We start from the raw sequence: 24275 nt of genomic DNA, 5'->3' as shown, positions 1-24275 counted from the left end.
GCCGTGCCCTTGACGCTCTGACATGGGCAAGTGGCTGCGCAGGCGCCGATACGACTGCGGAGAAGGTTCCTGTCACAGTCGTGCCTGTTCGTCCGACTCCTCGACCCACAGCAGATGTCGTGCCGGTCGCGGCTAGGTGTGAAAGTGACCTTTCCCACCTGTCCAAGAATCAGGTGCAGCCGTCGGGCCTCCCGTTGGGCGCATAGACCCCCGTTGTCTCCTGGAGACCACAGCTCCCACACCCCGACGATGCATGGTGCCTCCAACCGGAGGGCTCTCCGGGAGAGCTCGGGTGCGCGCCGCCGACCGGCGTCTGCAAGTTGAGGCCAGCGGTGGCTCCGAGGCTGCGTCAGCCACATCGGCGCCAGCTTGGTCGGCTACGAGAGCGCGACGTCATGACGTGCCGGCCCCTGCGGTCTCCCGGGTGGCATCGGTCAAGAGATGTGGGGAGTGCGTCAGCGGTAGGAGCGGTCGTCGGCAGGCTCCCACGTGGTGTCCGCCTCCCGCTGGCGTCCCCGTCGACGCTCGACCGTGCACCAGACGCCGACGGCCCGGCCCGAGCGGTTGCTCGGACCGGGCCGTGGGGTGCCGGCGCCCGCCGCGGGGCGGGCGCCGGCCGGCGTCGCGTCAGTATCAGCTGAGCGTGACCACCGTCTGGATCGAGGAGCCCTGGTACTCCACGACGCCGAGGTAGCGGGTGCCCTCCTCGAGTCCGTCCCAGCTCACGGTCAGCGGCCGCGGGAACGACGGCCGGTTGACCAGCGGGTCGGGCGTCGCCGAGGCGTTGCCCTCGGGGCCGGCGACCAGGTACTCGTCCAGCTCGTACGCCCCGCCGGTGCTGGCGGTGGAGAACGCGTGGACGTGCACCAGGTAGGTGCCGGGCTCCGGGTCGCGCAGCGTGACCTGCTCGCTGGCGTCGCCGGTCGCGCTGACCCCGGCGAAGTAGGTCAGCGCCGCGTCGGTGACGTACATGTCGAGGTCGTCGGCCCCCTGCCCGGCCAGCAGGTCGAAGCGGACCACCGACGTGCCCTCGGGCACCTCGACCTCGTAGATGTCCGTCGAGGGGTTCGTCACGCCCGGCACCACCGGAGAGCCGGAGGTGACCTCACCGCTCTCGGTCGTGGCCGGGACGAAGCCGTTGACCGTGATGTCGACGGGCGAGGCCGTGCCCGGCGTGACGTCGAAGGTGACCTCGCCGTCGGCGACGTCGGCCCGGACCTCGGTCTGGGCGGCCACGTTGACCGGCTGGGCGACGATCGGCGAGCGCGCCGCCACCCCGCTGCCGACCCAGGTGAGCGAGCCCTGGCCGTACTCGTCCAGCGGGGCGTTGGTGCGCTGGACGCGGACGGTGAAGTCCGCGCTCTGGCCCGCCTCGCTGAAGTAGAGCACCCGCGGCGTCACGCGGACGTTGAACCCCGGCATGTCCGTCTGCACCCGGTAGAAGCCCGGCTGCGTGGCGGTGACCGTGCGGGTCACGCTCTGGCGGCCGGCGAGGGCGCCGATGGCGATGGAGGGGCCGTTGAAGTCCGAGGTGTCGCCTAGCGGCTCGACGTCGTCGGGGATCTCGGCCTGCTCGCTGACCTCGAGGAATGCCAGCCAGTCGTCGACGTCGGAGTCGTAGACCAGGCCCGGGTCGAGGAAGCGGGTCGGGTCGACGTGCCCGGCGCCGGCGTTGAAGCGGTCGGTGTCCCGGCCGCCGTCCTCGTCGAACAGGTCGTAGGCGGTCGTCATCATGGCCGACTTCACGGCCATGGGGCTCCAGTCGGGGTACTCGCCCATGATCAGCGCGCCGAGCCCGGCGATGTGCGGGCTGGACATCGAGGTGCCCGAGTAGAAGGCGAAGTCGCGCCCGCCGTTGGAGGTCGGGGCGACGGCCGCGAGCACGCTGACGCCCGGCCCGGAGATGTCCGGCTTGAGCAGGTCACCGCTGTGCGCGAGGGCCGGGCCGCGGCTGGAGAAGCCGGCGATGACCGGCGCCGGGTCGGGCTCCTCACCGGTCTGGTCACCCGCCAGCAGCGCGATCGTCGGCTCGTCCGCCGAGCCGACGTACTCCTTGATCGCCGCGCCGGCGACCTCGTCGACGTGCACCGTCGGCACCGAGTGCGTGTCGGCGTCGAGGCTGTTCGGCGCCACGTTGGCGAGCACCATGCCGACGCCGTCGGCCTGCGCCACGGCGAGGGACTTGTCGACGCGGGCGATGGCGCCGCGGTCGCAGACGACGACCGTGCCGGCCACGAGCGCCGGGTCCAGCGTCCCCGGGTAGCAGAGGCGCACCTCCTGCGGGTCCGCGTCGGGCAGGCCGACGTCGGTGGAGAGCACCGCGGTGGTCTGCTCGGGCAGCGGCGCCGTGATCGAGATGCCGCGGTACAGGTCCCCGGTGCCCGTCTCGACGGTTCCGTAGAAGTAGTGGTGCGTGCTCGCCGCCACCGTGGTCAGCCAGGGGCTGTTGTGCGCCACGGTCGAGGGCGTCGGGCCGGAGTTGCCGGCGGACGCGGCGACGAAGACGCCCGCCGAGGCGGCGCCGAGGAAGGCGATCTCGACGGGGGACAGCGACGTCGTGGTGGAGCCGGAGATCGAGAAGTTCAGGACGTCGACGCCGTCCAGGACCGCCTGGTTGATGGCGGCCACCGAGTCGGAGGTGTAGCAGCCGCCGACGGTCGGGTCGACGTTGGAGAAGCAGACCTTGTAGACGGCGAGCTTGGCGGCGGGCGCCATGCCCGAGCCGGTGCCGAAGTCGATGCCGTCGACGGTCATGTCGACCCCGTCGTTGCCGACGGCGGTGCCGGCGGTGTGCGAGCCGTGGCCGTCGTCGTCGCGCGGGGAGAAGGTCGTCGTCGGGCTGAAGGACGTCGGCGGCACGTTGGCCTGGAAGCCCTCGGAGAACGCCTTGGCCGAGACGAGCTTGTCGTTGCAGAGGTCTGCGGAGAAGTCCTCGCCCTCCTCGCACTCGCCCTCGAAGACCTCTCCGTCGGCCTTGACGACGCCGATGCCGTCGCCGGTGAGGAAGGTGCTGCCGATGTCGCCCGGCTGGGTGCTCGTGACCGGCTCGCCCGCGAACGAGGGGTTCTCGGGCCAGATGCCGGTGTCGAGGACGCCGACGACGACGCCCTCGCCGGCCGCGTCGACGCCGCCGACCTCCTCCCAGACGCCGTCCTCGCCGGTGAGCCCGAGGAACTCGGGGCTGTCGATGGTGTTGAGCTGCATCGGCAGGTCCCGCTCGACCGAGAGCACCTCGCGCTGGGCGGCGAGCGTCGCGGCCTGCTCACCCGTGAGCTCGGCGGCGAAGCCGTTGATGGCGGCGGTGTAGCTGGACGCCGGCTCGGCGTCCGCGACGGCGGCGACCTCGGCCTGCTCGCCTTCCAGGTACTCCTGGTAGGCCTGGACCTGCGGGCTGCCGGCGTCGAGCTTCTCACCCTCGGCGGGGGCGGTGGCCTCGAGGCCGGCGACGCCGCCCTCGTAGGTGGCGGCGGGCTCCTGCAGGAGCGTGACGACGTAGCGGCCGTCCTCGAAGGCCTCCGGGGCGACGGCGGTGACGGGTGACGTCGTCGTCGCCCCGGCGGGGGCGATCGCGCCGACGGTGGCGGCGAGCAGCCCGAGGCCGGTCAGGGCCGCGGCGGCGCGTCGTGCGCGCGTGCCGGGCGAGGGGGTTGGGTGCACGGAGGGTCCTCCAGGAGTGGCGGTCGGCCGGTCCGGCCGGTGGTCGCACCGGCGAGGCAGCCGGCACACGGGGTGAGCGGGGCTGCACGCCCCGTCACCCAGCCGGGTCAGTCGACCGTGGCTCCCGGCACACGTCAAGGCTCTCGGCAGGTTCTGCCCAGGTTCGTCCTCGCGCTAGGCGGCGCGCGATGACCGTGCGTGACGTCCGAGGGGTGCGGCGGCGGTCTGACGCGCCGCCTACCGTGCCCGCGTGAGCGACGACACGACCCCGCCGGACGAGAGCGCCACGCCCGTGAGCGCGCTTGTCGTCGGCTTCGACCTCGACCAGACGCTCGTGGACTCCGGCCCGCGCATCAGCTCCTGCCTGCGCGCGGCGCTGGCCGAGGTGGGGCTTGCCTTCGACGCCGCGGTCGCCGAGGCCTCTCGCGGGCTGCCCCTGGAGGGCACGCTCGCCGCGCTCGTGCCCGTCGACGTCGCGACGCCCGAGCTCCTCACCGACGTGGCTGCCCGCTACCGCGCGCAGGACCGGCGTGACGGCGGCCGGGACGGCGGGGGCGGGCACCCGCTCGTCGGGCCGATGCCGCACGCCCGGGCGGCGCTGGAGGACGTCGTCGCCGCGGGCGGGCGCGTCGTCGTCGTCAGCGCCAAGCGGGGCGAGGCCGTCGGGCGGGTGCTCGCCTGGGCCGGGCTCGAGGACCTCGTGAGCGCCGTGCAGGGCGACCGCTTCGGCGTCGCGAAGGCCGGCGCGCTGCTCGCCGAGGGCGCGGGCGCCTACGTGGGCGACCACCCGGCCGACCTGCAGGCCGCGCGGGCGGCGGGGTCGGCCGGCGTCCTCGTCGCGACCGGCGCGCACGCCCTCGCCGAGCTCGACGCCCTCGGCGCCGACGTGGTGCTGGCCGACCTCAGCGGCTTCCCGGCGTGGCGGAGGGCCTGGCAGGAGGCCCGGCCGGCAGGCCGCCGGCAGGCAGGGGCACCGCCCCCGGCGCCGGTGAGCGCCGCTCGCGCAGGCGGTGCCCCGACCGCGTGACCGTGCTGCGGGCGAGGGAGTCGAGGGAGTCGACGAAGCGGGCGTCGTCGAGCAGCCCGGCGCTCTCGGCGACGACCGACAGCTCGGTGCAGCCGAGCAGCACCACCTCCGCGCCGCGCCCCAGCAGCTGGTCGGCGACGTGCAGCAGCCCCGGCAGGTCCACGTCGGCGCCGGCCTTCACGCCGTCGTAGATGACGGAGGTGACGACGGCCTGCCCCACGGCGTCGGGCACGAGGACCTCCACCCCCCGCTCCTCCAGCGCCCGCTGGTAGACCCCGGCCGCGATCGTCCCCTCGGTCGCGAGCACGCCGGCCGTGCGCAGCCCGGGCCGGCGGGCCACGGCGGCCGCGGCGGTCTCGCCGACGATGCTGAGCACCGGCACCCCGACGGCGTCCACAATCTGCTGGGTGTAGTGGTGCGCCGTGTTGCAGGGGACGACGACGAAGCCGGCGCCCCAGCGCTCCAGCCGCCGCGCGTCCGCCGCCATGACCGGGCCCGGGTCCTCGTCCGAGGCGCCGAGGATGTGCGCCGTGCGGTCGGGGATGGTCGCGTGCTGCAGGACCACGAGGTCGACGTGGTCCTGGTCGCGCTCGGCCGCGGTGAGCCGCACGACGGCGTCGAGGAAGGACACCGTGGCCAGCGGGCCGACGCCGCCGACGACGCCGACGAGCGGGTGGCCGGGGCTCTCCGCCGTCGACGGTCCCGGGACGTTCACGCGCCCGTCCCGCGGACGAGCGCCTCGGCCTGCGCGCGCGCCGAACGCGCCTGCTCCAGGGGGTAGTGGGTGCGGTACTTGCGCACCTGGTTGAGCTGGTAGGCGGCGCGGTAGGCCCAGCGGCGGGGGTCGCGGTCGGGCCCGTAGCGCAGCGGGTCGGCGACGTGGCCGGCCTTGACGAGGCCGCGCACGCGCTCGCGCAGCTCGGGGTCGCCGACGTAGCGCAGCAGCAGCTGCGGCGGCAGGACGGTGAAGAGCCGCTCCTCGGCCGCGAGCGCGGGGGCGCCCGGCGGCAGCGGGTCCAGGCCCTGGACGAGCTCGCGGACGTAGAGCTCCAGCGGGTTCTGGCCGGCCGCGGTCACGTAGTGGTTGGTGCGCCCGAGCCGCGGGTTGAGCTCGAAGAAGACGGCGCGGCCGGTGCGCGGGTCCATCTTGAGGTCGAAGTTGGCGTAGCCGGTCCAGCCGACGTGCTCCAGCAGCCGGGTCGCCTGCTCGGTCGCCTCCGCGGCCTCTGGGCCCGCGCCGGTGAGGATCGCGGCGGGGTTGCCGAGCGTCCCGGGCGTGTGCTCCTCCAGCAGCACGTGGCCGTGGGCGGCGAAGCGCACGCGGGAGCCGGTGTCGCAGTAGCAGGTGAGCACCCGCATGCCGGCGTCGTCACCCGGGACCAGGTCCTGGACGAGGAAGCTGCCGTCGTAGCCGGCGCGGGCCAGGACGTCCATGAGGTCGTCGAGCTCGGCCTGGTCGCGGACGGTGAAGACCTTGAGCTTGCCGGGGAAGGAGACCGTGGCGTAGGCGACGGTGCTCGCCGTCTTGGCGATGGCGGGGAAGGTGATGGGCGGGCCGCCGTCGACCGTGCGCCCGACGTCCACGCCCGGGCCGCCGGCCGCGCGGGCCTCCTTCTGCACGTCGACGACGACGGTGCGCGGGGTGGGGATGCCGAGCTCGGCGCAGACGGCGCCGAAGCTCTCCTTCGCCGTCATCCGGTCGAGCAGCTCGCGGCCGACGTAGGGCAGGAGGAAGCGGTCCTCCAGCTGCTCGCGGTGCTCGACGAGCAGCCGGACGTCGCCGTCGGTGCTGCCGAGCAGCAGCAGCGGGCCGCTGCCGCGCGCCTCGTGGTCGTCGGCGACCCGGCGCAGGGCGGCGACGGCGACCTGCGGGTCCTTCATGCCCTCCTGGGCGACGTGCTCGACGGCCCGCGAGTGCGCCACCGGGCCGGCCGCCACGGCCGAGACGAGCGTCGAGCGCACCCCGTAGGCCTCGTGCGCCGCGCGGGCCAGGCTGTAGGCGCCGATGTCGCCGCCCAGGACCACGGGCTGCACGGGGGGCGCCGGCGGGGCGGGCGGGGGTGGGCGGCGCATCTTCGGACTCCGGTGTCGGGTCGACGGCGGGGGCGGGCGGCGGGGGGTGACCGGGGCTCGGGCCGCCGGTCGAGGCTAGTGCGTCGGCCGGGCGACCCCCTGGACGTGCGGCCCGCCGGTGCGGCCGGAGGTACGGCGTGCGTCGGTGGGGGCCTCCTCACGACCCTCGCGCCCCGCGCCGACGACGCCAGAGGGCCGCGACGGTGAAGACGCCGTGCCACCAGAGGAAGGCGAGGAGCGCGGCGAGGACGACGGCCAGGAGCGCGGGCACCGCGTCGCCCCGCAGACGCTGCTCGTCGACGGCGAGGACCACGAGCGTGGTGAGGGCTGCGTAGCCGGCCGAGCGGGCGTACGAGGGCCGTGCCTCGCCGTCGTCACCGCCTCTGCCGTCACCGCCTCTGCCGTCGCTGCCTGGACCCGCCGGCCCGCCACCCCTCACCTCGCGACCTCGGGCGAGGAGCTGCTCGGCGCGGCACGGGGGAGCCGCTGGTGCGCCGGCTCGCGAGGGCGGGCGCCGGGCGGGACCGCGACCGCGAGGAGCTCGGTGACCTGCACGGTGACAGGCTCGGCCAGCAGGGCCGACGACGCGAGCCTGCGTCGTCGGGCGGCGACGAAAAGGCGGCGGCTCGGCGCAAGGCGCGGCGGTTAGCCTGGGGACGTATGCCGGTGTGGCCCGACCGCCCGCGCGCAGCCTGCTGGCCGGCGCACGAGGAGGCGGTGGGCAGCCGGTCGGAGACGACGCGAGGACGGACGAGGGTGCCGACAGGCAGGGTCAAGTGGTTCGACGCCGACCGCGGGTTCGGCTTCATCGCCGCCGAGGGCGGTGAGGAGGTGTTCCTCCACGCCTCGGCGCTGCCGGCGGGGACGAGCGTCTCGCCCGGCGCGAAGGTCGAGTTCGGCGTCGCCGACGGCCGCCGCGGCAAGCAGGCGCTGTCGGTGCGCGTGCAGGAGGCCCCGGCCACGGTGACGGCCGGCACGCGCCGCAAGCCCGAGGACATGGCGCCGGTCGTCGAGGACCTCATCCGACTGCTCGACGGCGTCTCCACCCAGCTGCACCGCGGGCGCTACCCCGACCGCAGCGCGGGCCGCAAGGTCGCCACCGTGCTCCGCCGCGTCGCCGACGACCTGGAGGGCTGAGGCGTGCCCCCCGCCCGTCGTCGCCGTCCCGCCGCGGACGCCGTCCTGAGCGGTGCCGTCGACCTCGCGCGGGAGGCGGCCGAGGGCGTCGCCGGGGTCGGGCCCCGCGGGGAGGCCCTCGTCGGTGACCACCTCGGGGTGCGGGTCGAGGGCGAGCGCCTCATGACGCACGACTTCGCCTGCACCGCAGCCGGGTACCAGGGCTGGCGGTGGGCCGTCACGGTCGCGCGGGCGCCGCGGGCGAAGGCCGTCACCGTGTGCGAGGCCGAGCTGCTCGCCGGCGAGGAGGCCGTGCTCGCCCCCGAGTGGCTGCCGTGGGCGCAGCGGCTGCGGCCCGGCGACGTCGGGGCGAACGACGTCCTGCCGCGCCTGGAGGACGACGAGCGCCTCGTGCCCGGCTTCGCCGCGACGGGCGAGGAGGACGTCGACGCCCTCGCCGAGCGCGAGCTCGGGCTCGGTCGCCGGCGCGTGCTCTCCCGGGACGGCCGGGCCGACGCCGCGCAGCGCTGGTACGACGGCGACCACGGCCCGAAGGCCGAGAGCGCCCGCGCGTCGGCCGCCGGCTGCGGCTCCTGCGGGTTCTACCTGCCGCTGCCGGGTGCGATGCGGCAGGTCTTCGGGGTCTGCGCCAACGGCTGGTCGCCCTCGGACGGCACCGTCGTCAGCGTCGACCACGGCTGCGGCGCCCACAGCGAGACCGACGTCGAGGTCCGCCGCGAGCAGCTGCCCTCACCGCTCGTCGACGACCAGGTGCTCGACGTCGTCCCGGTCGCCTGAGCGGGACGGCGGCCTCCGGCGGGGCGGCCCCGACCGGGGGCGAGCTGCCTGACGCCCTCGGCTGCGCCGAGGTCACGCGGCGGGCGCTGGCGGCGTGGGCGGCGGCCCCGGACCGGCTCCGCGAGGACGCCAACGCCGAGGAGGAGCTGGCGCGCGGCGGCTACCGCGACCGCGTGCTCGTCGAGCTCGCGCAGAACGCCGCCGACGCCGCCGTCCGCGGCGGGCTGGCCGGGCGCGGACGGCTGCTGCTGAGGCTCACCGAGGACCGGGGCGTGCCCGTGCTGCTCGCGGCCGGGACGGGCCAGCCGCTCGACGCCGCCGGCGTCCGCGCGCTGGCCGGGCTGCGGGCGTCGACGAAGCGCGCCGAGCCGCAGACCGGTCGACCCCCCTCCACGGGCGGGGGTCCGAGGGCGGCGGACGGGCTCGACGGGGTGGTCGGGCGCTTCGGCGTCGGGTTCACGGCGGTGCTCGCCGTCAGCGACGCCCCCGCCCTGCTGACGGCGGACGGCGGTGCCCGCTTCGACCGGGCCGAGGCCGCGGCGCTGCTGCGCGCCGCGGGGGACGACGACCCGGCGCTGAGCGCGGAGGTGGCCCGGCGGGGGACCTCGTTGCCGGTGCTGCGGACGCCGTTCGCCGCGACCGCGGGGGACCTGCCGGCGGGTGCCGAGGCGGCGGGGCTGCTGGCCGAGGGCGCCGCGACCGTCGTCGTGCTGCCGCTGCGTCCAGACGCCCAGGCGCTCGTGCAGGGCCTGCTCGACGGCGTCGACGACCTGCTGCTGCTCTCGCTGCCAGCGCTGGGCGAGGTGGTGCTCGAGCGGCCGGGTGCCGACCGCCGGGTCCTCCGCGACGTCGCCGAGCGCTGGCTCGTCGTGCGCCGCAGCGGCGCCCACGACTCCGCGGCCCTGGCCGGGCGTCCGGCCGAGGAGCAGGCGGACGCGCGGTGGTCGCTCGCGTGGGCGTTGCCGCGTCGCCCGGTGGTGGTGGCGGACCCGCTGCTCGCCGCCCTCGGCGGGCGCCCGGGCGCCCCCGGGGGCGGGGTGCTGCACGCCCCGACGCCGACCGACGAGCCCCTGCCGTGGCCGGCCGTGCTCGTCGCCGGGCTGCTGCTGGAGCCGACGCGGCGCCACGTCGAGGCCGGTCCGGCCACCGACGCGGTGCTCGCGGCGGCCAGCGCGGCCTACGGCGAGCTGCTCGCGCTCGTCGCGGACGAGGCGGCGGATGGCGCGCACGAGCCGGACCCGCTCGACCTCGTCCCCGTCGGCCCCGCCGCCGGCTGGGTGGACGCGGCGCTGCGCCGGGGGCTCGACGACGTCCTGCCCGGCGTGCCGCTGCTGCGTCCGGCCAGAGGCGGTCCGCTGCTGGCGGGGGAGCGGGCGCTCGCGCTGGAGGACGGCGGCGTCGAGCCGGACGCCGCTGCGCTGCAGGCGCTGTCGCTCGCCGAGCCCGCGCTCGTCGCGGCACCCCGGCGGCACCGGGCGGCGCTGGAGGTCCTCGGGGTCGCGCGGCTCGCCCTGGCCGACCTCGTCGACGGCTGGCCGCTGCCGGCGCCCGGGGCGGACCTGGGGGACGGCCAGGCAGACGGCTGGGCGGCGCCTGCTCCCCTCGACGACCACGACCTCCGCCTCGCGATCGAGCCTGACGCCGACCTCGACGGCGAGGAGGGTGAGCCGGCTGGCCTGCCCCGGTGGCGCGCGGCGGCGCGGGCCCTGGCCCCGCTGGCGCTGGACCAGCGGGCGCGCGAGGCCCTCGCCGGGCTGCCCGTGCCGCTCGCGGGCGGACGGTGGGCGCGCGGCGGCCGGGGCGTCCTCCTCCCGGGCGGGGCAGCCGACGCAGGGGGCGGCTCGCCCGACCGACCCGATGACGTCCGTGACGGGGAGCCTGCCGCGGGCGTCGTCGCCGCGCTCCTCGCCGGCCAGGGCCTGCGGCTCGTGGACCCCCGCGCCGCCGCCGACCCGGCGGCCGCCGCGCTGCTCGAGCGGCTCGGCGCGCAGCCGGCCGGTGCGGGGGTGCTGCTGGACGACCCGGCGGTCCTGGCGGTGGTGCGGCTGGTCGCCGACGCGCTCGCCGACGACGAGCTGGAGGACCTGGTCGAGGGTGCGGGCGAGGAGCGGCCGGGCGGCGCCTGGGCCGGGAGCGACGCGGACCCCGACGACGTCGTCGACGCCCTGGCCGCGGCCGTCCTCGGCTGGGTCGCCGCCGACCTCGCCGCCGCTCCGGCCGCAGGGCCGCACGGGCACGTCGCCGGGCGGAGCCGCTGGCCGGTCGGCGTCGTGCCTCTTCGCCGGGCGTGGCTGCTCGACCTGCCGCTGCGCGACCGCGACGGGGAGCTCGCCCCGGCGGGGTCGCTGGTCGTCCCGAGGTCGCCCGCGACCGAGACCTTCGCCGTCGGGCCGGACGGCGACCTCGACGAGGTCTCCGCCGACCTGCTCGACCGGTGGGGCGCGGGCGTCCTCGTCGCGGCGGGCGTGACGGCGTCGGCGAGCGTCCTGCTCGCGGACGAGGTCGACCTCGACGACCTGCCCGAGGAGCTGGTCGAGGCAGCCCCCGCGTGGTGCGACCTCGTCGAGGGGGCTCTGGCCGAGCTGGGGGCGGCCGGTGGGTGGGTCGCCGACGAGCTGGCGCTGGTGCGCGACCTCGACCTCGTCCGCGACGAGGCGGCCGACGTCGGCGCCGGTGGCGACCGCGCCGGTGGCGGAGTCGCCGCGGTCGCCGTCCTCCAGGCGGCGCTCGACGACTCGCGAGCGGGCCGCCTCCTGCGTCCGCGGACGCGGCTGCGTGGTCCGGCGGGCGAGAGCGTCGAGGTGGCCTCGCCCACGGCCGTCGTCCTCGCCGGTGCGCTCGGCCACGACCGCCCTGGCGGCGACCGCGAGCCTGCGCTGACCGCCGTCCCGGACGCCGAGCCGCCGCTCGACGACCTCCTGCCGCCCGCGCCGGCGTGGGCCCGCGAGCTGCCGCCGGGATGGGCGTCGAGCGCCGGCGTCGTCGCGAGCTGGGACGACCTTGCCGACCCGCTCGGGCCCGCCGGCCCGCGCACCTGGGTGGGCGTCCTCGACCCGCCCGGCGAGCCGTCGGTGGCTGCGCTCCTGCGGGTGTGGGCGGAGCTCGCGGCCCGGGTGACCGGGCGGGTACCGGCCGCGACGGCGTCGACCGAGCTGGTCGAGCACCTCGCCGTCCTGCAGGCCGGTCGCGTCGCCCGGGCGCCGGCCGACGACGTCCTCGTCGTCGACGACCCGTGCCGTGCAGCGCTGCTCGCCGACGAGCCGCTCGTCGTCGTCCCGCGGGGGGCAGCCGCCGCGGTCGCCCGTGCCCTCGACGTGGCGGCGGCGGCCGACGAGGTGCCTGGCACCGTCGAGGGCACCGGGCGCGCCGTGGACCTGCCCGCGCCGGTGCGCGACGTGCTGGCCGTCGCGGGCTGCCGACGTCGGCCCCGGCTGGTCCTGCACGGGGAGCTGCGCGTCGACGGCCAGGTCACGGGCGCCTGGGTCGAGGGCCTCGACCACCCCGACCGCGAGGACCCGGTCGCGCACGCGAGCGACGCCCGCAATGCCGGCCGGGCGCTCGCCTGGGCCGGTGACGTCTGGTCCGCGCGGGCCGCCGTCACCGACGCCCTGCTCGCGGCCGGGATCCCCGCGCCGTCCGCGCCGCTCCCCGCCTGGTCATCCCTCGTCGACGCCGCGCTCGACGTCCGCGCCTGAGCGCGTCGTCGAGATGGAGGTCGTGGTCGTCGATGCACCCGCTGGGACGACCACGACCTCCATCTCGGCGGAGTGTCAGCGGCCCAGGACCGGCAGGTGCTCGGCGAGGAAGGCCAGCAGCAGCCGGGTGAAGGCCTCGGGCGGGCCGTGGCCGCGCAGGTCCCACGTGAGCACCTGGTAGCCGGCGGCGACGAGCGGGCCGACCTGGGCGTCGAACATCCGCCCGTCCATCGTCGCGCCGTGCGTGCAGACGACGAGCGGCCCGCCCTCGTGCCCGTGGACCCAGGCGTGCGCCGGCGACCCGGCGCGGTGGAGCACCACCTCGCGGACCCCCGGCTCGGTCATGCCCCAGTCTCGACCACGGAGCGGGCCACGGGGGCACGCGGGAGACCGGCACCGGCGGAGGGGGTCTCGGGCAGGTGGCGGCGGTGCTAGGTTCCCTGGGCCCACGACGGAGTGCGCGGTCCCAGCCGGGGCCGGGTGCTCCCTCGCCTTCTCCTGGAGCGATGATGCCCCTCGACCGTCGATCTGTGCTGGCCTCCGGGGTGACGGGAGTGGCGGCGTCCCTGCTGCTCGCCGGGGCGCCCCCGGCGGCGGCCTCGGCGGCCCCCTCGGCGGTGGCCTACCGGTCCGTCCAGCGGCAGCGGCAGGCGCCGACGGACGCGGCGACGGGCTCGTCGGCCATCGCCGCCATCACCCCTGTCGGCGCGCGCATCACGACGCTCGTCGTGGACGTCGGGGTTCCCCTGCTGGCCTGCGCGGACCTCACCCGGGCCGTGGCCGTGACCGTCCAGGGCCCCGACGGGACGGCGCCCGTGCCGGTCGCCCGCGCGCTCACGCGGGACGAGCCCTCGCCGGGGGAGCCGGCCGGTGGGCGCTACGTCCTCCTGGAGCTGGCGGGACCGCCCGAGCAGCTGCCGCAGCCGTACCGCCTCGTCCGGGGCAACACCGAGCCGATGCTCTTCCGCGAGCACGCCGCCGACGGCAGCATCGTCACGCGCCCCCGGGTCCAGGCCACCTCCACGCCCGTCCCCCTGGGCGAGGAGCTCGTGCTGACGGTCGAGCTGAGGACGCTCGTCGGGGCCGACGGCGCCCAGGTGCGCGAGAGGTCGCGGCAGGTCACCGGTCGGTCGGTGCGCGAGCCCGAGCTCGGCCAGTTCGACGAGGGGGTGCTGGCCGGGCCGCAGGAGGGCAACACCCTCGCCTACCGCATCCGGCGACCGTCCCGCACCTCACGGCCTGCCCCGCTCGTCCTCTTCCTCCACGGCTCCGGGCAGGTCGGCACCGACAACCTGGCGCACCTGCTCTCCAGCCGCGGGGCCGTCGGTGCGCTCGAGCACGACGACCCCTACGTGCTCGCCCCCCAGCTGCCCTCGGTCTTCGACCCCTTCGACCCCTACGACGAGGCGAGCGGCCGCGGGGGCGGCATCCACTGGCAGTCCGCGAACCGGCGGCGCCTGCTGGCCGGGCTGGTGCGGCGCGTCGTCGAGGAGGAGACGCGCGTCGACCGGCGCCGGGTCTACGTCGTGGGGCTCTCCCGGGGCGCCGAGGGCGCCCTGGGCCTGGTGCTCGACGAGCCGCAGCTCGTCGCCGGCGCGGTGCTGCTCAGCGGCCGGGAGGCCGGCACCGTCGAGTGGATGTCCGGGCGCGCCACGCCCGACCTCCTGCGGCCCGCGACGGGCACGCCGCTGTGGTTCTTCCACGCCGTGCAGGACGCGGTGTCGCCGGTCGAGGGCACGCGCGTCAACGTCGACCTCCTGCGCGGGCTCGGGCACCCCTCGCTGCGCTCCACCGAGCTGGGCTACGAGCAGCGTGGCGACAGCGGCATCGTCAACGACTCGGCGCACAACAGCTGGGACCTCGCCTTCAACAGCCCCGACGTCTGGCAGTGGCTGCTCTCGCAGCGGCGACGCACCGTCCGCTGACGGAGCCGTGCCGCTGGCGGCGGTCGCGGTGGGGCGACCGGCGCGGTCCTGGGGCCCGGCCTGCGCACGGCGAGGTCGAGGGCGCGGGTGACGTCAGGGCCCGACCTCGCGCGCGGCCCGCGAGGCGGGCACGGCCGAGGCGCAGACCGCGACGCCCCAGAGCGTGGTGACGCCGACGACCCCGAGGGCGAGGAGACCGTCGTCCCGGCCGGTCGTCCACCAGAGCACGGCGAGCCCGGCGACGAGCACCAGCGCGCCGACCGAGCCGGCCCGCAGCAGCGGCCACGCCGCGCGGTGCCCGGCCACCCAGGCCTCGTCCGACGCCATCGTCGAGGGGATGCGGATGCCGACCCAGGCGTTGCGCCCCCGCGCCTCCATCGCCGCCGGCCGGGCGAGCACCAGCACGAGGACGACGGCAGCAGCGACGAGCGTGAGGGTCACGAGTCCGAGGGCCACGCCTCGACCCTCGCAGCAGGTACGGCGACCGACACCTCGGACGACGCGGCGGAGAAGGGCTACGAAGTCCGCCGTGAAGGCCCCCGACGGCGGAGAAGGGCTACGAAGTCCGCACCAAGAGGCCCGGGCGGCGGAGGAAGGCGACGAAGTCCGGGAGGGGTGGGTGGGGACCGCCTCAGCCCGTCGTGTCGGCGACGAGCGGCTCCAGGACGACGTCGGGCAGGTCGCGGACGACGCCGTTCATCCGCCAGACGTCGGTGAAGACGGCGAGCAGGTCGCCGTCGCGACGCTCGAGCACCTCGGTGCCGCGCTGGCGGGTCAGGGCCGCGACGTCCTCGCGGCGGGTGCGGCGGGCGACGCTGAAGGACAGGTGCTCGGTCTTGATGGGGCAGCTGAAGTCGCCGGCCATCCGGTGGCTCGCGACCTCCAGCTGCAGCGGGCCGACGGCGGCGAGCACGGGCGCCTGCTCCCCGCGCAGGTCCGAGCGCAGCACCTGGACGACGCCCTCGGCGTCGAGCTCGGCGATGCCCTTGTGGAACTGCTTGCTCCGCGAGAGGTCCGCCGGCCTGGCGACGACGAAGTGCTCGGGCGCGAAGGAGGGGATCGGCGGGTAGGTGACGGCGCCGCGCGCGTGCAGCGTGTCGCCGACCTCGATGCCCGCGGCGCCGACGAGTCCGACGACGTCGCCCGGCCAGCTCTCCTCGATGCTCGTGCGCGCGGCGCCCTGCAGGTGCTGGGCGTGCTTGGTGGTGAGCGTCCGGCCGGTCCGGGAGATCGTCAGCGGCGTCCCGCGCTCGAACTTGCCCGAGCACACCCGCACGAGGGCCACCCGGTCGCGGTGGGCCCGGTCGGTGCCCGACTGGATCTTGAAGACCTGCCCGGAGAAGCCCGTGTCCAGCGGCCGGCGCTCGCCGTCGACGGACGGGCGGGGCCCCGGCGCGGGCGCGTGCTCCAGCAGCGTCGCCAGCAGGTGGTCGACGCCGAAGTTGAGCACCGCGGCGGCGAACAGGACGGGCGTCGTCCGGCCGGCGAGGAAGGCCTCCTCGTCGTGGTCGCCGTTCTCGACGGCGAGCAGCTCGGCCTCCTCGACGGCCGTCGTCCACGTCTCGCCCTCGCGCGCCAGCGCGTCCTGCGCGGACAGGTGCTCCTGCTCGGCGACCGTCGCACCGCCGGGGGTGCGCGTGTACCGCGTGTACCCGCCGGAGCGCCGGTCCACGAGCCCCCGGAAGTCCCCGGCGACGCCGACCGGCCACGTCAGCGGGGTCGGCGTCATGCCGGTGACCTGCGCGACCTCGTCCATGAGGTCGAGGGCCTCGCGCCCCGGCCGGTCCCACTTGTTGATGACCGTGATGACGGGCAGCCCGCGGTGCTTGCAGACGTCGAAGAGCTTGCGGGTCTGGCGCTCCATGCCGCGCGAGGCGTCGACGAGCATGATCGCGCAGTCGACGGCGGCGAGGACCCGGTAGGTGTCCTCGGAGAAGTCGGCGTGGCCGGGGGTGTCGACGAGGTTGAGCACGTGGCCGGCGTGGTCCAGCTGCAGCACGGCCGAGGAGATCGAGATGCCGCGCTGCTGCTCCATCTCCTGCCAGTCCGAGACGACGCCGGCCCGGCCCGCCTTGCCCTTGACGTGCCCGGCCCGGGTGACGGCGCCCGTGTGCAGGGCGAGCGCCTCGGTAAGCGTCGACTTGCCCGCGTCGGGGTGGCTGATGACGGCGAACGTGCGCCGGACCGCCGCCTGGCGGCTCGGGCTGTCGTCGCCGTCGGTCGGCGGGGCGCTCGCGGGTGCGGTGGTGGTCGGCGCGGTGGTCATGACCTTCCTGTCCTCGTCCTTCCCGCCCATCCTCTCCCGCTCCGCGGGCGGCCGACGACCGTGCCCCCTTCGGGTGGACCTCACCGCGACGGGCACATCCCGGGTCACCATGGGGCTGCTCCGGCGCGACCCTCGGCAGACCCGAGGGTCGGGCTGGGCGACGGGTCGGGGGGCCCGCACCTCTGGCCGCATCTCTGGCCGCATCTCTGGCACTGACTCTCCGTGACGGTCGTCGACCCCGAGAGGACGGCATGGCAGGACCACCGCACCGCCCGCGCCCCGCGCAGCCCGAGGGCGACGTCGCGCGACCCACCGTCGCCCGCGAGCCCCAGGTCAGCGAGCCCCGGGACGCGCGGCGTCGCCGCCCGCACGCCCCGCCCCAGCAGCAGCAGGTGCGCTTCCCGGGCCTGGACGGGCTGCGGGGGGTGGCGGCGCTCGTCGTCGTCGTCTTCCACGCGCTGCTGCTGTCACCCGTGCTCGACGACGTCGACGCCGGTGCCGGCCCGCAGCAGCCGTCGTGGTGGATCACCCACACGCCGCTGAGCCTGCTGTGGTCGGGCCCGCAGGCCGTCTTCGTCTTCTTCGTGCTCAGCGGCTTCGTGCTGCTGCTGCCGGTCGCGACCGGGCGAGGGATCCGTTGGCGCAGCTACTTCCCGCAGCGCCTCCTGCGCCTCTACGTGCCGGTGTGGGGCTCGATCGTGCTCGCCCTGGCCTTCGCCGCGCTCGTCCCCCGGACACCCCAGCCGGGTCTCAGCGGCTGGTACAACGCGCACGCCCCGGTCCAGGACTGGCAGACGACGCTCCAGGACGCCGTCCTCGTCCTCGGCACCGACTGGCTCAACAGCCCGCTGTGGTCGCTGCGCTACGAGGTGCTGTTCTCGCTCCTGCTGCCGCTGTACGTCCTCGGGGCGGTGCTGCTGCGGGGGCTGTGGGCCCCGAAGCTCGTCGCGCTGCTGGTCGTCGTGGGCGTCGCCGAGGCCCTCGGGATGGACCGCCTGACCTACCTGACGATGTTCGCGCTCGGCGCCGTCCTGGCCCTGGAGCACGAGCGCGTCGTCGACCTCGCCCGGCGCGTCGCCCGTGTGGCCGGGCACCGGCTCGGCTGGGCGCCGGGTGTCCTCGTCGCGGTGGTCGCGGTGCTGCTGCTGACGGTCGAGGCGTCGTTGTTCCTCGTCGGCGACGGCGTCGAGGTGCTCCGGGACGAGCTGCGGGGCGTGGCGCTCTCGCTGCAGCTGCTCGGCGCGTGCCTGGCGGTGCTGCTCGCCGCGCACTGGGCGCCGGCGGTGCGCTGGCTGTCGGGGCGCCGGGTGCAGTGGGTCGCGCTGCGCTCGTTCAGCCTCTACCTCGTGCACGAGCCGGTGGTGGTCTCCTCGGCGGCCCTGTGGCCCGGCGCGCCCGTGGCCGTGCACGTCGTCGTCGGGCTCGTCGGGGGGCTGGTGCTCTCGGACCTGTTCTTCCGCGCCGTCGAGCACCCCGCGCACCTGCTCTCGCGGCGGGTCGGGCGCGCGGCCGGGCGGGTCGGCGTGCGCGGGTAGCCCACGGGGACAGGGACGGCGAGCCTCACCGCAGCAGCGGCTGCACCTGCTCGCCGGCGAAGGCCGCGAAGCCGGCCGGGTCGGGCTCGTCCGACGTCGGCTGCAGCACGACGACGTCGGCGCCGGCGGCCGCGAGCGCCCGGACGGCGTCGGCGACCTGCTCGCGCGACCCGGCGACCGCGACGTCGTCGCCCTCGGGCAGCGCCATGGCCTCTCGTGCACGGGCGAGGCGCTCGGGCCCGTCCGGCCCGGTGGCGGCGAGCAGGTAGACGACGACGCGGTGGTCGTCGGTGCGCCCGGCGGTCTCGCGGCCGGCGTCCACCCGCGCGCGCACCTCGCGCAGCCGCGCCGGCGTCGTGCCCGCGACGAGCACCGTGCCGTCGGCCGCGCGTCCGGCCAGCCCCAGCGTCTTGGCCCCCTCGGCGCCGGTGAGCACCCGCACCGGGGCGGGCGGCGGCCAGTCCAGCCGGACGCCGTCGAGGTGCACGTACCGGCCCGACGTCGTCACCTCCTGCCCGGCGAGCAGGGCCCGCAGCGCGAGCAGGTGCTCCTCGAGCAGCGTGAGCGGGGAGGCGACGCGGGCGCCGACCTGGCCCATCCAGGACTGGACGCCGTGGCCGACGGCGACCTCGGCGCGGCCCGGGAAGGTGCGGTGCAGCACGGCCATCTCCATGGCGGCCAGCGCCGCGTTGCGCAGCGGCACCGGCAGCAGCCCGATGCCGACGCGGACCCGCTGCGTCCACGCGAGCGCCGCGGCGGCGGTGGCCACGCCGCCCTCGAAGAAGCAGTCCTCCCACAGCCACAGCTCGTCCAGGCCCGAGGTGTCGGCGGCCAGCGCCACCTCCCGGAGCCGCTCCGGCGGCAGCTGGGGCAGGAAGACGGCGCCCAGGGCGGTCATCGAGCACCCTCCTGGCTCGCGCGCCGGGCCTCCCGCCGGGCGCGGCGCTCGGCGGTGCGGCGGGCGATCTCCCGGCGCTGCAGGTGGACGAGGCCGACGAGCCCGAGCACCAGCCCGGCGACGCACGCCCACACCCACCAGCCCCGGTCGTCGGCCGCGAGGGAGCCGCGCTGGAGGAGGACGACGACCGTCGCGACCGACCACACGCCGAGCCCGGCGAGGGCCGCGCGGCGGTCGTCGGTGCGGGGAGCCGGAGGCGTCGGGCGACTCTCCATCGGCAGCCGCGCGAACCTCATGCGGAGCACCGTAGCCGCGGGAGCCGCTGGCGGGAATGCCGTCTCCGGACAGGTCGTTAGGCGAACTAATGGAACCGCACGCCCCCGCCCCTCCCCGCCGCGCGCCAGGCGCCTCGGCGCTCGCCGCCGACCTGCGCGTCGCGCTCATGCGCTCGGTGCGCCGCATCCGCGCCGAGAAGGCCGAGGGCGCGCTGCCCGACAGCCAGTACTCCACCCTCGCGATGCTCGAGCACCTCGAGCCGACGACGCCCGGTGCGCTCGCCGAGGCCGAGCACGTGCAGCCGCCGTCGATGACGCGCACGCTCGCCGCGCTCGTGGAGGCCGGCGTCGTCGTCCGCCGCGAGCACCCGGGTGACCGCCGGCAGGTGCTTCTCGAGACGACGCCCGCCGGCAAGGACCTGCTGCGTGCGACCAGGCGTCGTCGCGACCAGTGGCTGACCCGCCGCCTGGCCACGCTGAGCCCGCACGAGCGGTCCGTGCTCGCCGAGGCCGCCGAGATCCTGCGACGGGTGGTCGCCCCGTGAGCGCGACCTTCCGTTCCCTCGCCGTCCCCAACTACCGCGTCTGGTTCGCCGGCGCGCTCGTCAGCAACGTCGGCACGTGGATGCAGCGCGTCGCCCAGGACTGGCTGGTGCTGCAGGTGCTCACCGCCGGCTCGGGCGTCGCCGTCGGCGTCACGACCGGTCTGCAGTTCCTGCCCATGCTGCTGCTCGGGCCGTACGCCGGCCTGGTGGCCGACCGGGTCGACAAGCGCCGGCTGCTCATGGTCACCCAGGGCCTGTCCGGCCTGTGGGGGCTCGTGCTGGGCCTGCTCGTCGTCACCGACCAGGCGGAGCTGTGGCACGTGTACGCGCTCGCGGCGCTGCTCGGCGTCACGACGGCGTTCGACGCCCCCGCGCGGCAGACCTTCGTCGCCCAGCTCGTGCCCGCCGACCACCTGCCCAACGCCGTCGGCCTCAACAGCGCCTCCTTCAACTCGGCGCGGCTCGTCGGGCCAGGGCTCGCCGGCCTGCTCATCGCCGCCTTCGGCACCGGGCCGGTGTTCCTCATCAACGCGGCGTCCTTCGCCGCGACGGTGGTGGCGCTGCTGCTCATGCGCACGGGCGAGCTGCTGCCCATGCCGGCGGCCAAGCGCGGCAAGGGGCAGGTGCGCGAGGGCGTGCGGTACGTGCGCGGCCGGCCCGACGTCGTCGTCATCCTCGTCGTCGTCGGCGTCATCGGGATGCTGGGGATGAACTTCCAGCTGACGACGGCGCTCATGGCGACGCAGACCTTCGGCCGGGGAGCCGCCGAGTTCGGGGTCCTCGGCTCCATCATCGCCATCGGCTCGCTGACGGGGGCGCTGCTGGCCGCCCGGCGGGAGCAGCCGCGCCTGCGGCTCGTCTTCGGCGCGGCTGGCGCCTTCGGCCTGGCGGCCGTCGTCGCGGCCAGCATGCCGACGTACACGTCTTTCGCCGTCGCGCTGGTGCCCGTCGGGCTCACCGCGCTGACGATGATGACGGCCGCCAACGCCTACGTGCAGTCGACCACCGACCCGGCGATGCGCGGGCGCGTCATGGCGCTGTACATGATGATCTTCATGGGCGGCACGCCGGTGGGGGCGCCGCTCATCGGGCTCGTGGGCGACGTCCTCGGTCCGCGCTGGACGATCTACATCGGCGGCATCGCCGCGCTGCTCGTCGCCGCCGGCGCGGTGGCGTGGGTGGCGCGCCGGGACTCCCTGCAGATCCGCTACCGCCTCCACGAGCAGCCGCACCTGCAGGTGCTCAACCCGCTCGACCGCGCCGAGCGGGACGCCGCCCGCGAGGCCCTGGACGCCGACGGCGGCAAGGCCGCCCGCACCGCCGCCTGAGCGCCGGGCAGGGTCACGGGCCGGTGACGAGGCCGGTCACGGGGCAGGTCACGGGGCAGGTCACGGGCGGGGGAGGGCCGGGAGGTCGAGGAGGGCCTGCGTCAGCCAGGGCCAGACGAGGAAGACGGTCGGCAGCACGAGGACGGCGACGGCCAGGACGAGCACGGCCGAGCGCAGCAGCCGCGTCGGCTCCGCCGGGACGGCGAGGCGCGCGAGCCGGCGGTCGCGGTCCTCGGCCCTCGGGGGCCGGGAGCCGTCGGCGGTGCCGGCGGCCAGGTCGCCCGCGGTGGACATGGCGCGCAGCGCCGCGTGGAGCGGGGCGGCGCCGCAGCGGGCCCGGGCGGCGTCGTCGGCCGCCATCTCCAGCAGCAGGTGCACGGCGTCCAGCGGCGTGCGGCTGCGCAGCGGAGCGGGCACGGCGCGGTAGACCGCCGTGAAGGACTCGAGCACGAGGTCGTGCCGGGCCTGCAGGTGCGCCTGCTCGTGGGCGAGGACGGCGGCCACCTGCGGGGGCGACAGCGTGGTGAGCGCGGCGCCGCTGAGGACGACGCGCGGGGAGCGCCCGGGCAGGCAGTAGGCCAGGGGCAGCGGCCCGTCGAGGACCCGCAGGGGAGCGGCGCCCGGCGCCTGCAGGCCCGTGCGCTGCTCGGCCCGGTCCAGCAGGTCGACGAGCTGGGCGTGCCGGGCCCGCCGACGCCGCGAGCGCACCATGACCCCGGCGAGGGAGACGAGCAGCCGCGCGGTGATGAGCGCCGCCACGAGCAGCGCCCCGACGAGGGCGCCCGCCTCCACCGCCGGCCCGCTGCCGAGGGCGCGCACCAGCTCCTCGGGCCCGACGAGCACGACGCCGACCGCGGAGAGCACCGACGCGAGCGTCACCGCCTGCCACAGCACGACCGACGCGCGGGGGACGCGGGCGCACCAGCGGGCCCGGGCGAGCGCCTCCGGGACGAGGAGGGAGAGGGCCAGGCCGAGGGTGCCGAGCGCCAGGGAGGTCACGGCCGGGTCTGCCGGCGGGTCAGGGTGCCGGGGAGGTGCCCTCGAGCGCCGCGCGCAGCGCCGCCGCCCCCTCGGGCCCCACCTGCCCGACGAAGTGCACGAGCGCCGCGTCGCGCGCCGCGCCGTCGGGGGCGGCGCCCAGCGCGTCGAGCATGAGGGCCGCCGTCATCTCCTCGCGGGTCTGCACCGGCGCGTAGCGGTAGGCGCGGTCGGCCTTCTCCTGCCGGACGACGCCCTTCTTGGCGAGGCGGTCCAGCACCGTCATGACCGTCGTGTACGCCAGGGAGCGGCCCGGCGCCAGGTCCTCGTGCACCTGCCGCACCGTCATCGGGGCGCCGGCCGCCCACAGCCGCGCCATGACCTCGCGCTCGAGGTCTCCCAGTCCTGTGCCCGCCACGGGCCGAGGGTACCTCGATCCCGACTGCCCACGACGTGGTGTCGTACGTAGATGGTCGTACGTCCGGCACGTACGACGGCACACGTACGACGGGGCGTAGTATCGAGGTCGACCACCACCGACGACGTGCGGGACGGGACCGGCCATGGCGCTCGACGTGCTCGACATCACCCGGCTGCAGTTCGCGGTGGTGACGATCTACCACTACCTCTTCGTGCCGCTGTCCATCACGCTCGCGGCCGTCACGGCCGGCCTGCACACCGCGTGGTACCGCACGGGGCGCGAGCGGTACCGCCGGCTCACGCTGCTCGTGGGCAAGCTGCTGCTCGTCACCTTCGCGGTCGGCGTCGTCACCGGGCTCGTCCAGGAGTTCCAGTTCGGCCTCGGGTGGAGCGACTTCGCCCGCGCCTACGGCGACGTCTTCGGGCCCGTCCTGGCCATCGAGGGGATGCTCGCGTTCTTCCTCGAGGCGACGTTCCTCGGCCTCTGGTACTTCGGCTGGGGGCGGCTCCCGCGGCTGGCGCACCTCGCGACCATCTGGGTCGTCGCCGTCGGCACGCTGATCTCGGCCTTCGTCATCCTCGCCGCCAACGCCTTCATGCAGAACCCCGTGGCCTACACCTGGGACGCCGAGCGCGGGCGTGCCCGCCTCGACAGCTTCGCCGAGCTCATGACCAACCCCGTCAACCTCGCGGCCTTCCCGCACACCATCGCCGGAGCGGCGATGCTCGGGGGCGCGCTCCTGCTGGCGGTCGGGGCGTGGCGGCGGTGGGTGCACGTGCCGGTCGCCGGCGGCCTGGGTGCGCCCGGCGAGCCGGAGGGGCAGGCCGACCACGAGCAGCGCCTCGCCTTCGGGACCCTCGCCCGCGTCGGCGCCTGGCTGACCCTCTCCGGCGGGGTGCTCACGGCCCTGACGGGGGACGTCCTCGGCAAGGTCATGACCCGGGTGCAGCCCATGAAGATGGCGGCGGCCGAGGCCCTCTACACGACGACGACGGGCGCTCCCTTCTCTCTCTTCGCCGTCGGCCGCCCGGGCGGGGGCGAGCCGTTCTTCAGCCTCGACGTCCCGTACCTGCTCTCGGTGCTCGCCGTCGGCGACCCCGGCGCGACCGTCCAGGGCATCGACGACCTCCAGGCCCAGTACGTCGCCCAGCACGGCCCGGGCGACTACGTGCCCGTCGTGTGGCTGGCCTACTGGTCCTTCCGGGCCATGATCGGCATCGGGATGCTGGCGGCCGCGGTCGCCGCGGCCTACCTCTGGTCCACCCGCCGCGGCCGCGAGCTGCCCGTGCGCCGGCCGCTGGTGCGGCGGGCGCTGCGTGCCCTGCCGGTGCTGCCCCTGCTGCCCGCCGCCGCCGGGACGGCCGGGTGGGTCTTCACCGAGACCGCCCGCCAGCCCTGGCTCGCCTTCGGGCTCACCCGGACCGAGGACGGCATCTCACCCGGGCTCACCGCCGGGGAGGCGCTCGCCGCGCTGGCCGCCTTCACCCTCGTCTACGGGCTCATCGCGGTCGTGTGGGGCCGGCTCGTCCTGCACGTCGTCCGCCAGGACCTCGACGCCGGGTCGCTCGCCGCCGGCGAGCGCGACGACGCGGGCGACGACGCCCCCACCGGTCCCTGGCCGGGCGACGACCCCGGCGACGGCAGCCACGGCCTGCCCGCCACCGGCGCCGAGCGGCGCCGCGACGGCGCCCGGGCCCCCACGTACTGACGCCGACCACGCCAACCGGCCGACCCCGAC

At 76.5% G+C, this 24275-nt stretch carries 19 protein-coding genes and 1 pseudogene; 9 read left to right on the top strand and 11 right to left on the bottom strand.

The features are described from left to right. Positions 1–633: 633 nt before the first annotated feature. The gene (locus tag WDV86_RS00560) at positions 634–3657 is read right to left on the bottom strand and encodes a S8 family serine peptidase (RefSeq protein ID WP_339565641.1); all 3024 of its coding nucleotides are present in this window, start codon (positions 3655–3657) and stop codon (positions 634–636) included. Between the two features lie 250 nt (positions 3658–3907). Between WDV86_RS00560 and WDV86_RS00555 the strand changes: the two are divergent. Beyond that, positions 3908–4549, top strand: a pseudogene (locus WDV86_RS00555) (HAD family hydrolase); the annotation flags it as partial. Between the two features lie 10 nt (positions 4550–4559). Here the strand turns inward: WDV86_RS00555 and WDV86_RS00550 are convergent. The 3 genes from WDV86_RS00550 to WDV86_RS00540 form a co-directional block, all read right to left on the bottom strand. Next, a complete protein-coding gene (locus tag WDV86_RS00550; RefSeq protein WP_339565640.1) occupies positions 4560–5399 on the bottom strand; it encodes an aspartate/glutamate racemase family protein in 840 nt (279 codons plus the stop codon). Continuing rightward, complete coding sequence (locus tag WDV86_RS00545; RefSeq protein WP_339565639.1) at positions 5396–6757, bottom strand: carboxylate--amine ligase; 1362 nt, start codon at positions 6755–6757, stop codon at positions 5396–5398. The genes WDV86_RS00550 and WDV86_RS00545 overlap by 4 nt, the downstream gene beginning before the upstream one ends. 157 nt (positions 6758–6914) lie before the next feature. Further along, entirely contained in the window at positions 6915–7196 is a 282-nt protein-coding gene (locus WDV86_RS00540; RefSeq protein WP_339565638.1) for a hypothetical protein, read from the bottom strand. A gap of 317 nt (positions 7197–7513) precedes the next feature. Here WDV86_RS00540 and WDV86_RS00535 point away from each other — a divergent pair, with 317 nt between their 5' ends. The 3 genes from WDV86_RS00535 to WDV86_RS00525 all read left to right on the top strand — a co-directional run bounded on the left by WDV86_RS00535 (position 7514) and on the right by WDV86_RS00525 (position 12366). Further along, complete coding sequence (locus WDV86_RS00535) at positions 7514–7894, top strand: cold-shock protein (protein WP_339565637.1); 381 nt, start codon at positions 7514–7516, stop codon at positions 7892–7894. Between the two features lie 3 nt (positions 7895–7897). Continuing rightward, the gene (locus tag WDV86_RS00530; RefSeq protein WP_339565636.1) at positions 7898–8671 is read left to right on the top strand and encodes a DUF3027 domain-containing protein; all 774 of its coding nucleotides are present in this window, start codon (positions 7898–7900) and stop codon (positions 8669–8671) included. A gap of 173 nt (positions 8672–8844) precedes the next feature. Further along, complete coding sequence (locus WDV86_RS00525) at positions 8845–12366, top strand: hypothetical protein (protein ID WP_339565635.1); 3522 nt, start codon at positions 8845–8847, stop codon at positions 12364–12366. Between the two features lie 75 nt (positions 12367–12441). Here the strand turns inward: WDV86_RS00525 and WDV86_RS00520 are convergent, their stop codons facing one another. Next, complete coding sequence (locus WDV86_RS00520; protein ID WP_339565634.1) at positions 12442–12711, bottom strand: alpha/beta fold hydrolase; 270 nt, start codon at positions 12709–12711, stop codon at positions 12442–12444. 185 nt (positions 12712–12896) lie between these two features. Between WDV86_RS00520 and WDV86_RS00515 the strand changes: the two genes are divergently transcribed. Next, positions 12897–14291 carry a hypothetical protein gene (locus WDV86_RS00515; protein WP_339565633.1) on the top strand — a complete coding sequence of 465 codons (1395 nt, stop codon included), beginning with the start codon at positions 12897–12899 and terminating at the stop codon, positions 14289–14291. 93 nt (positions 14292–14384) lie between these two features. Here the strand turns inward: WDV86_RS00515 and WDV86_RS00510 are convergent, their stop codons facing one another. Next, a complete protein-coding gene (locus WDV86_RS00510) occupies positions 14385–14747 on the bottom strand; it encodes an SdpI family protein (RefSeq protein ID WP_339565632.1) in 363 nt (120 codons plus the stop codon). 175 nt (positions 14748–14922) lie between these two features. Beyond that, on the bottom strand, positions 14923–16557 hold the full coding sequence (locus WDV86_RS00505) for a peptide chain release factor 3 (protein WP_339565631.1): 1635 nt from the start codon (positions 16555–16557) through the stop codon (positions 14923–14925). 251 nt (positions 16558–16808) lie between these two features. Here WDV86_RS00505 and WDV86_RS00500 point away from each other — a divergent pair, with 251 nt between their 5' ends. Further along, positions 16809–18092, top strand: coding sequence for an acyltransferase family protein (locus tag WDV86_RS00500; protein WP_339565630.1), 1284 nt, complete (start codon positions 16809–16811; stop codon positions 18090–18092). Between the two features lie 25 nt (positions 18093–18117). On the opposite strand, the gene WDV86_RS00495 is transcribed toward WDV86_RS00500, so the two are convergent. After that, on the bottom strand, positions 18118–18990 hold the full coding sequence (locus tag WDV86_RS00495) for an LLM class flavin-dependent oxidoreductase (protein WP_339565629.1): 873 nt from the start codon (positions 18988–18990) through the stop codon (positions 18118–18120). After that, complete coding sequence (locus WDV86_RS00490) at positions 18987–19286, bottom strand: DUF2530 domain-containing protein (protein WP_339565628.1); 300 nt, start codon at positions 19284–19286, stop codon at positions 18987–18989. Before WDV86_RS00490 ends, WDV86_RS00495 begins: the two co-directional genes overlap by 4 nt. Positions 19287–19354: 68 nt before the next feature. Between WDV86_RS00490 and WDV86_RS00485 the strand changes: the two genes are divergently transcribed. Then, the gene (locus tag WDV86_RS00485) at positions 19355–19810 is read left to right on the top strand and encodes a MarR family winged helix-turn-helix transcriptional regulator (protein WP_339565627.1); all 456 of its coding nucleotides are present in this window, start codon (positions 19355–19357) and stop codon (positions 19808–19810) included. Next, positions 19807–21138, top strand: coding sequence for an MFS transporter (locus WDV86_RS00480; protein ID WP_339565626.1), 1332 nt, complete (start codon positions 19807–19809; stop codon positions 21136–21138). The genes WDV86_RS00485 and WDV86_RS00480 overlap by 4 nt, the downstream gene beginning before the upstream one ends. Positions 21139–21198: 60 nt before the next feature. Here WDV86_RS00480 and WDV86_RS00475 read toward each other — a convergent pair whose 3' ends face one another. Together WDV86_RS00475 and WDV86_RS00470 are read right to left on the bottom strand one after the other, a co-directional pair. After that, a complete protein-coding gene (locus WDV86_RS00475; protein WP_339565625.1) occupies positions 21199–22137 on the bottom strand; it encodes a M48 family metalloprotease in 939 nt (312 codons plus the stop codon). A gap of 19 nt (positions 22138–22156) precedes the next feature. Further along, entirely contained in the window at positions 22157–22534 is a 378-nt protein-coding gene (locus WDV86_RS00470; protein WP_339565624.1) for a BlaI/MecI/CopY family transcriptional regulator, read from the bottom strand. 145 nt (positions 22535–22679) lie between these two features. On the opposite strand from WDV86_RS00470, the gene WDV86_RS00465 reads away from it, so the two are divergent. Then, positions 22680–24245, top strand: a complete 1566-nt coding sequence (locus WDV86_RS00465) for a cytochrome ubiquinol oxidase subunit I (protein ID WP_339565623.1) — start codon at positions 22680–22682, stop codon at positions 24243–24245. The last annotated feature ends 30 nt before the right edge of the window (positions 24246–24275 follow it).

The sequence above is a fragment of the Pseudokineococcus sp. 1T1Z-3 genome (assembly GCF_037482365.1).
Taxonomy (GTDB): Bacteria; Actinomycetota; Actinomycetes; order Actinomycetales; family Quadrisphaeraceae; genus Pseudokineococcus.
This window is presented reverse-complemented; position numbering and strand designations above follow the sequence as displayed.

Excerpts from the sequence above, each read along its gene's own strand:
- WDV86_RS00545 (WP_339565639.1), bottom strand. The coding sequence starts at position 6,757 with ATGCGCCGCCCACCCCCGCCCGCCCCGCCGGCGCCCCCCGTGCAGCCC.
- WDV86_RS00520 (WP_339565634.1), bottom strand. The coding sequence starts at position 12,711 with ATGACCGAGCCGGGGGTCCGCGAGGTGGTGCTCCACCGCGCCGGGTCG.
- WDV86_RS00505 (WP_339565631.1), bottom strand. The coding sequence starts at position 16,557 with ATGACCACCGCGCCGACCACCACCGCACCCGCGAGCGCCCCGCCGACC.
- WDV86_RS00500 (WP_339565630.1), top strand. The coding sequence starts at position 16,809 with ATGGCAGGACCACCGCACCGCCCGCGCCCCGCGCAGCCCGAGGGCGAC.
- WDV86_RS00495 (WP_339565629.1), bottom strand. The coding sequence starts at position 18,990 with ATGACCGCCCTGGGCGCCGTCTTCCTGCCCCAGCTGCCGCCGGAGCGG.
- WDV86_RS00490 (WP_339565628.1), bottom strand. The coding sequence starts at position 19,286 with ATGAGGTTCGCGCGGCTGCCGATGGAGAGTCGCCCGACGCCTCCGGCT.
- WDV86_RS00485 (WP_339565627.1), top strand. The coding sequence starts at position 19,355 with ATGGAACCGCACGCCCCCGCCCCTCCCCGCCGCGCGCCAGGCGCCTCG.
- WDV86_RS00465 (WP_339565623.1), top strand. The coding sequence starts at position 22,680 with ATGGCGCTCGACGTGCTCGACATCACCCGGCTGCAGTTCGCGGTGGTG.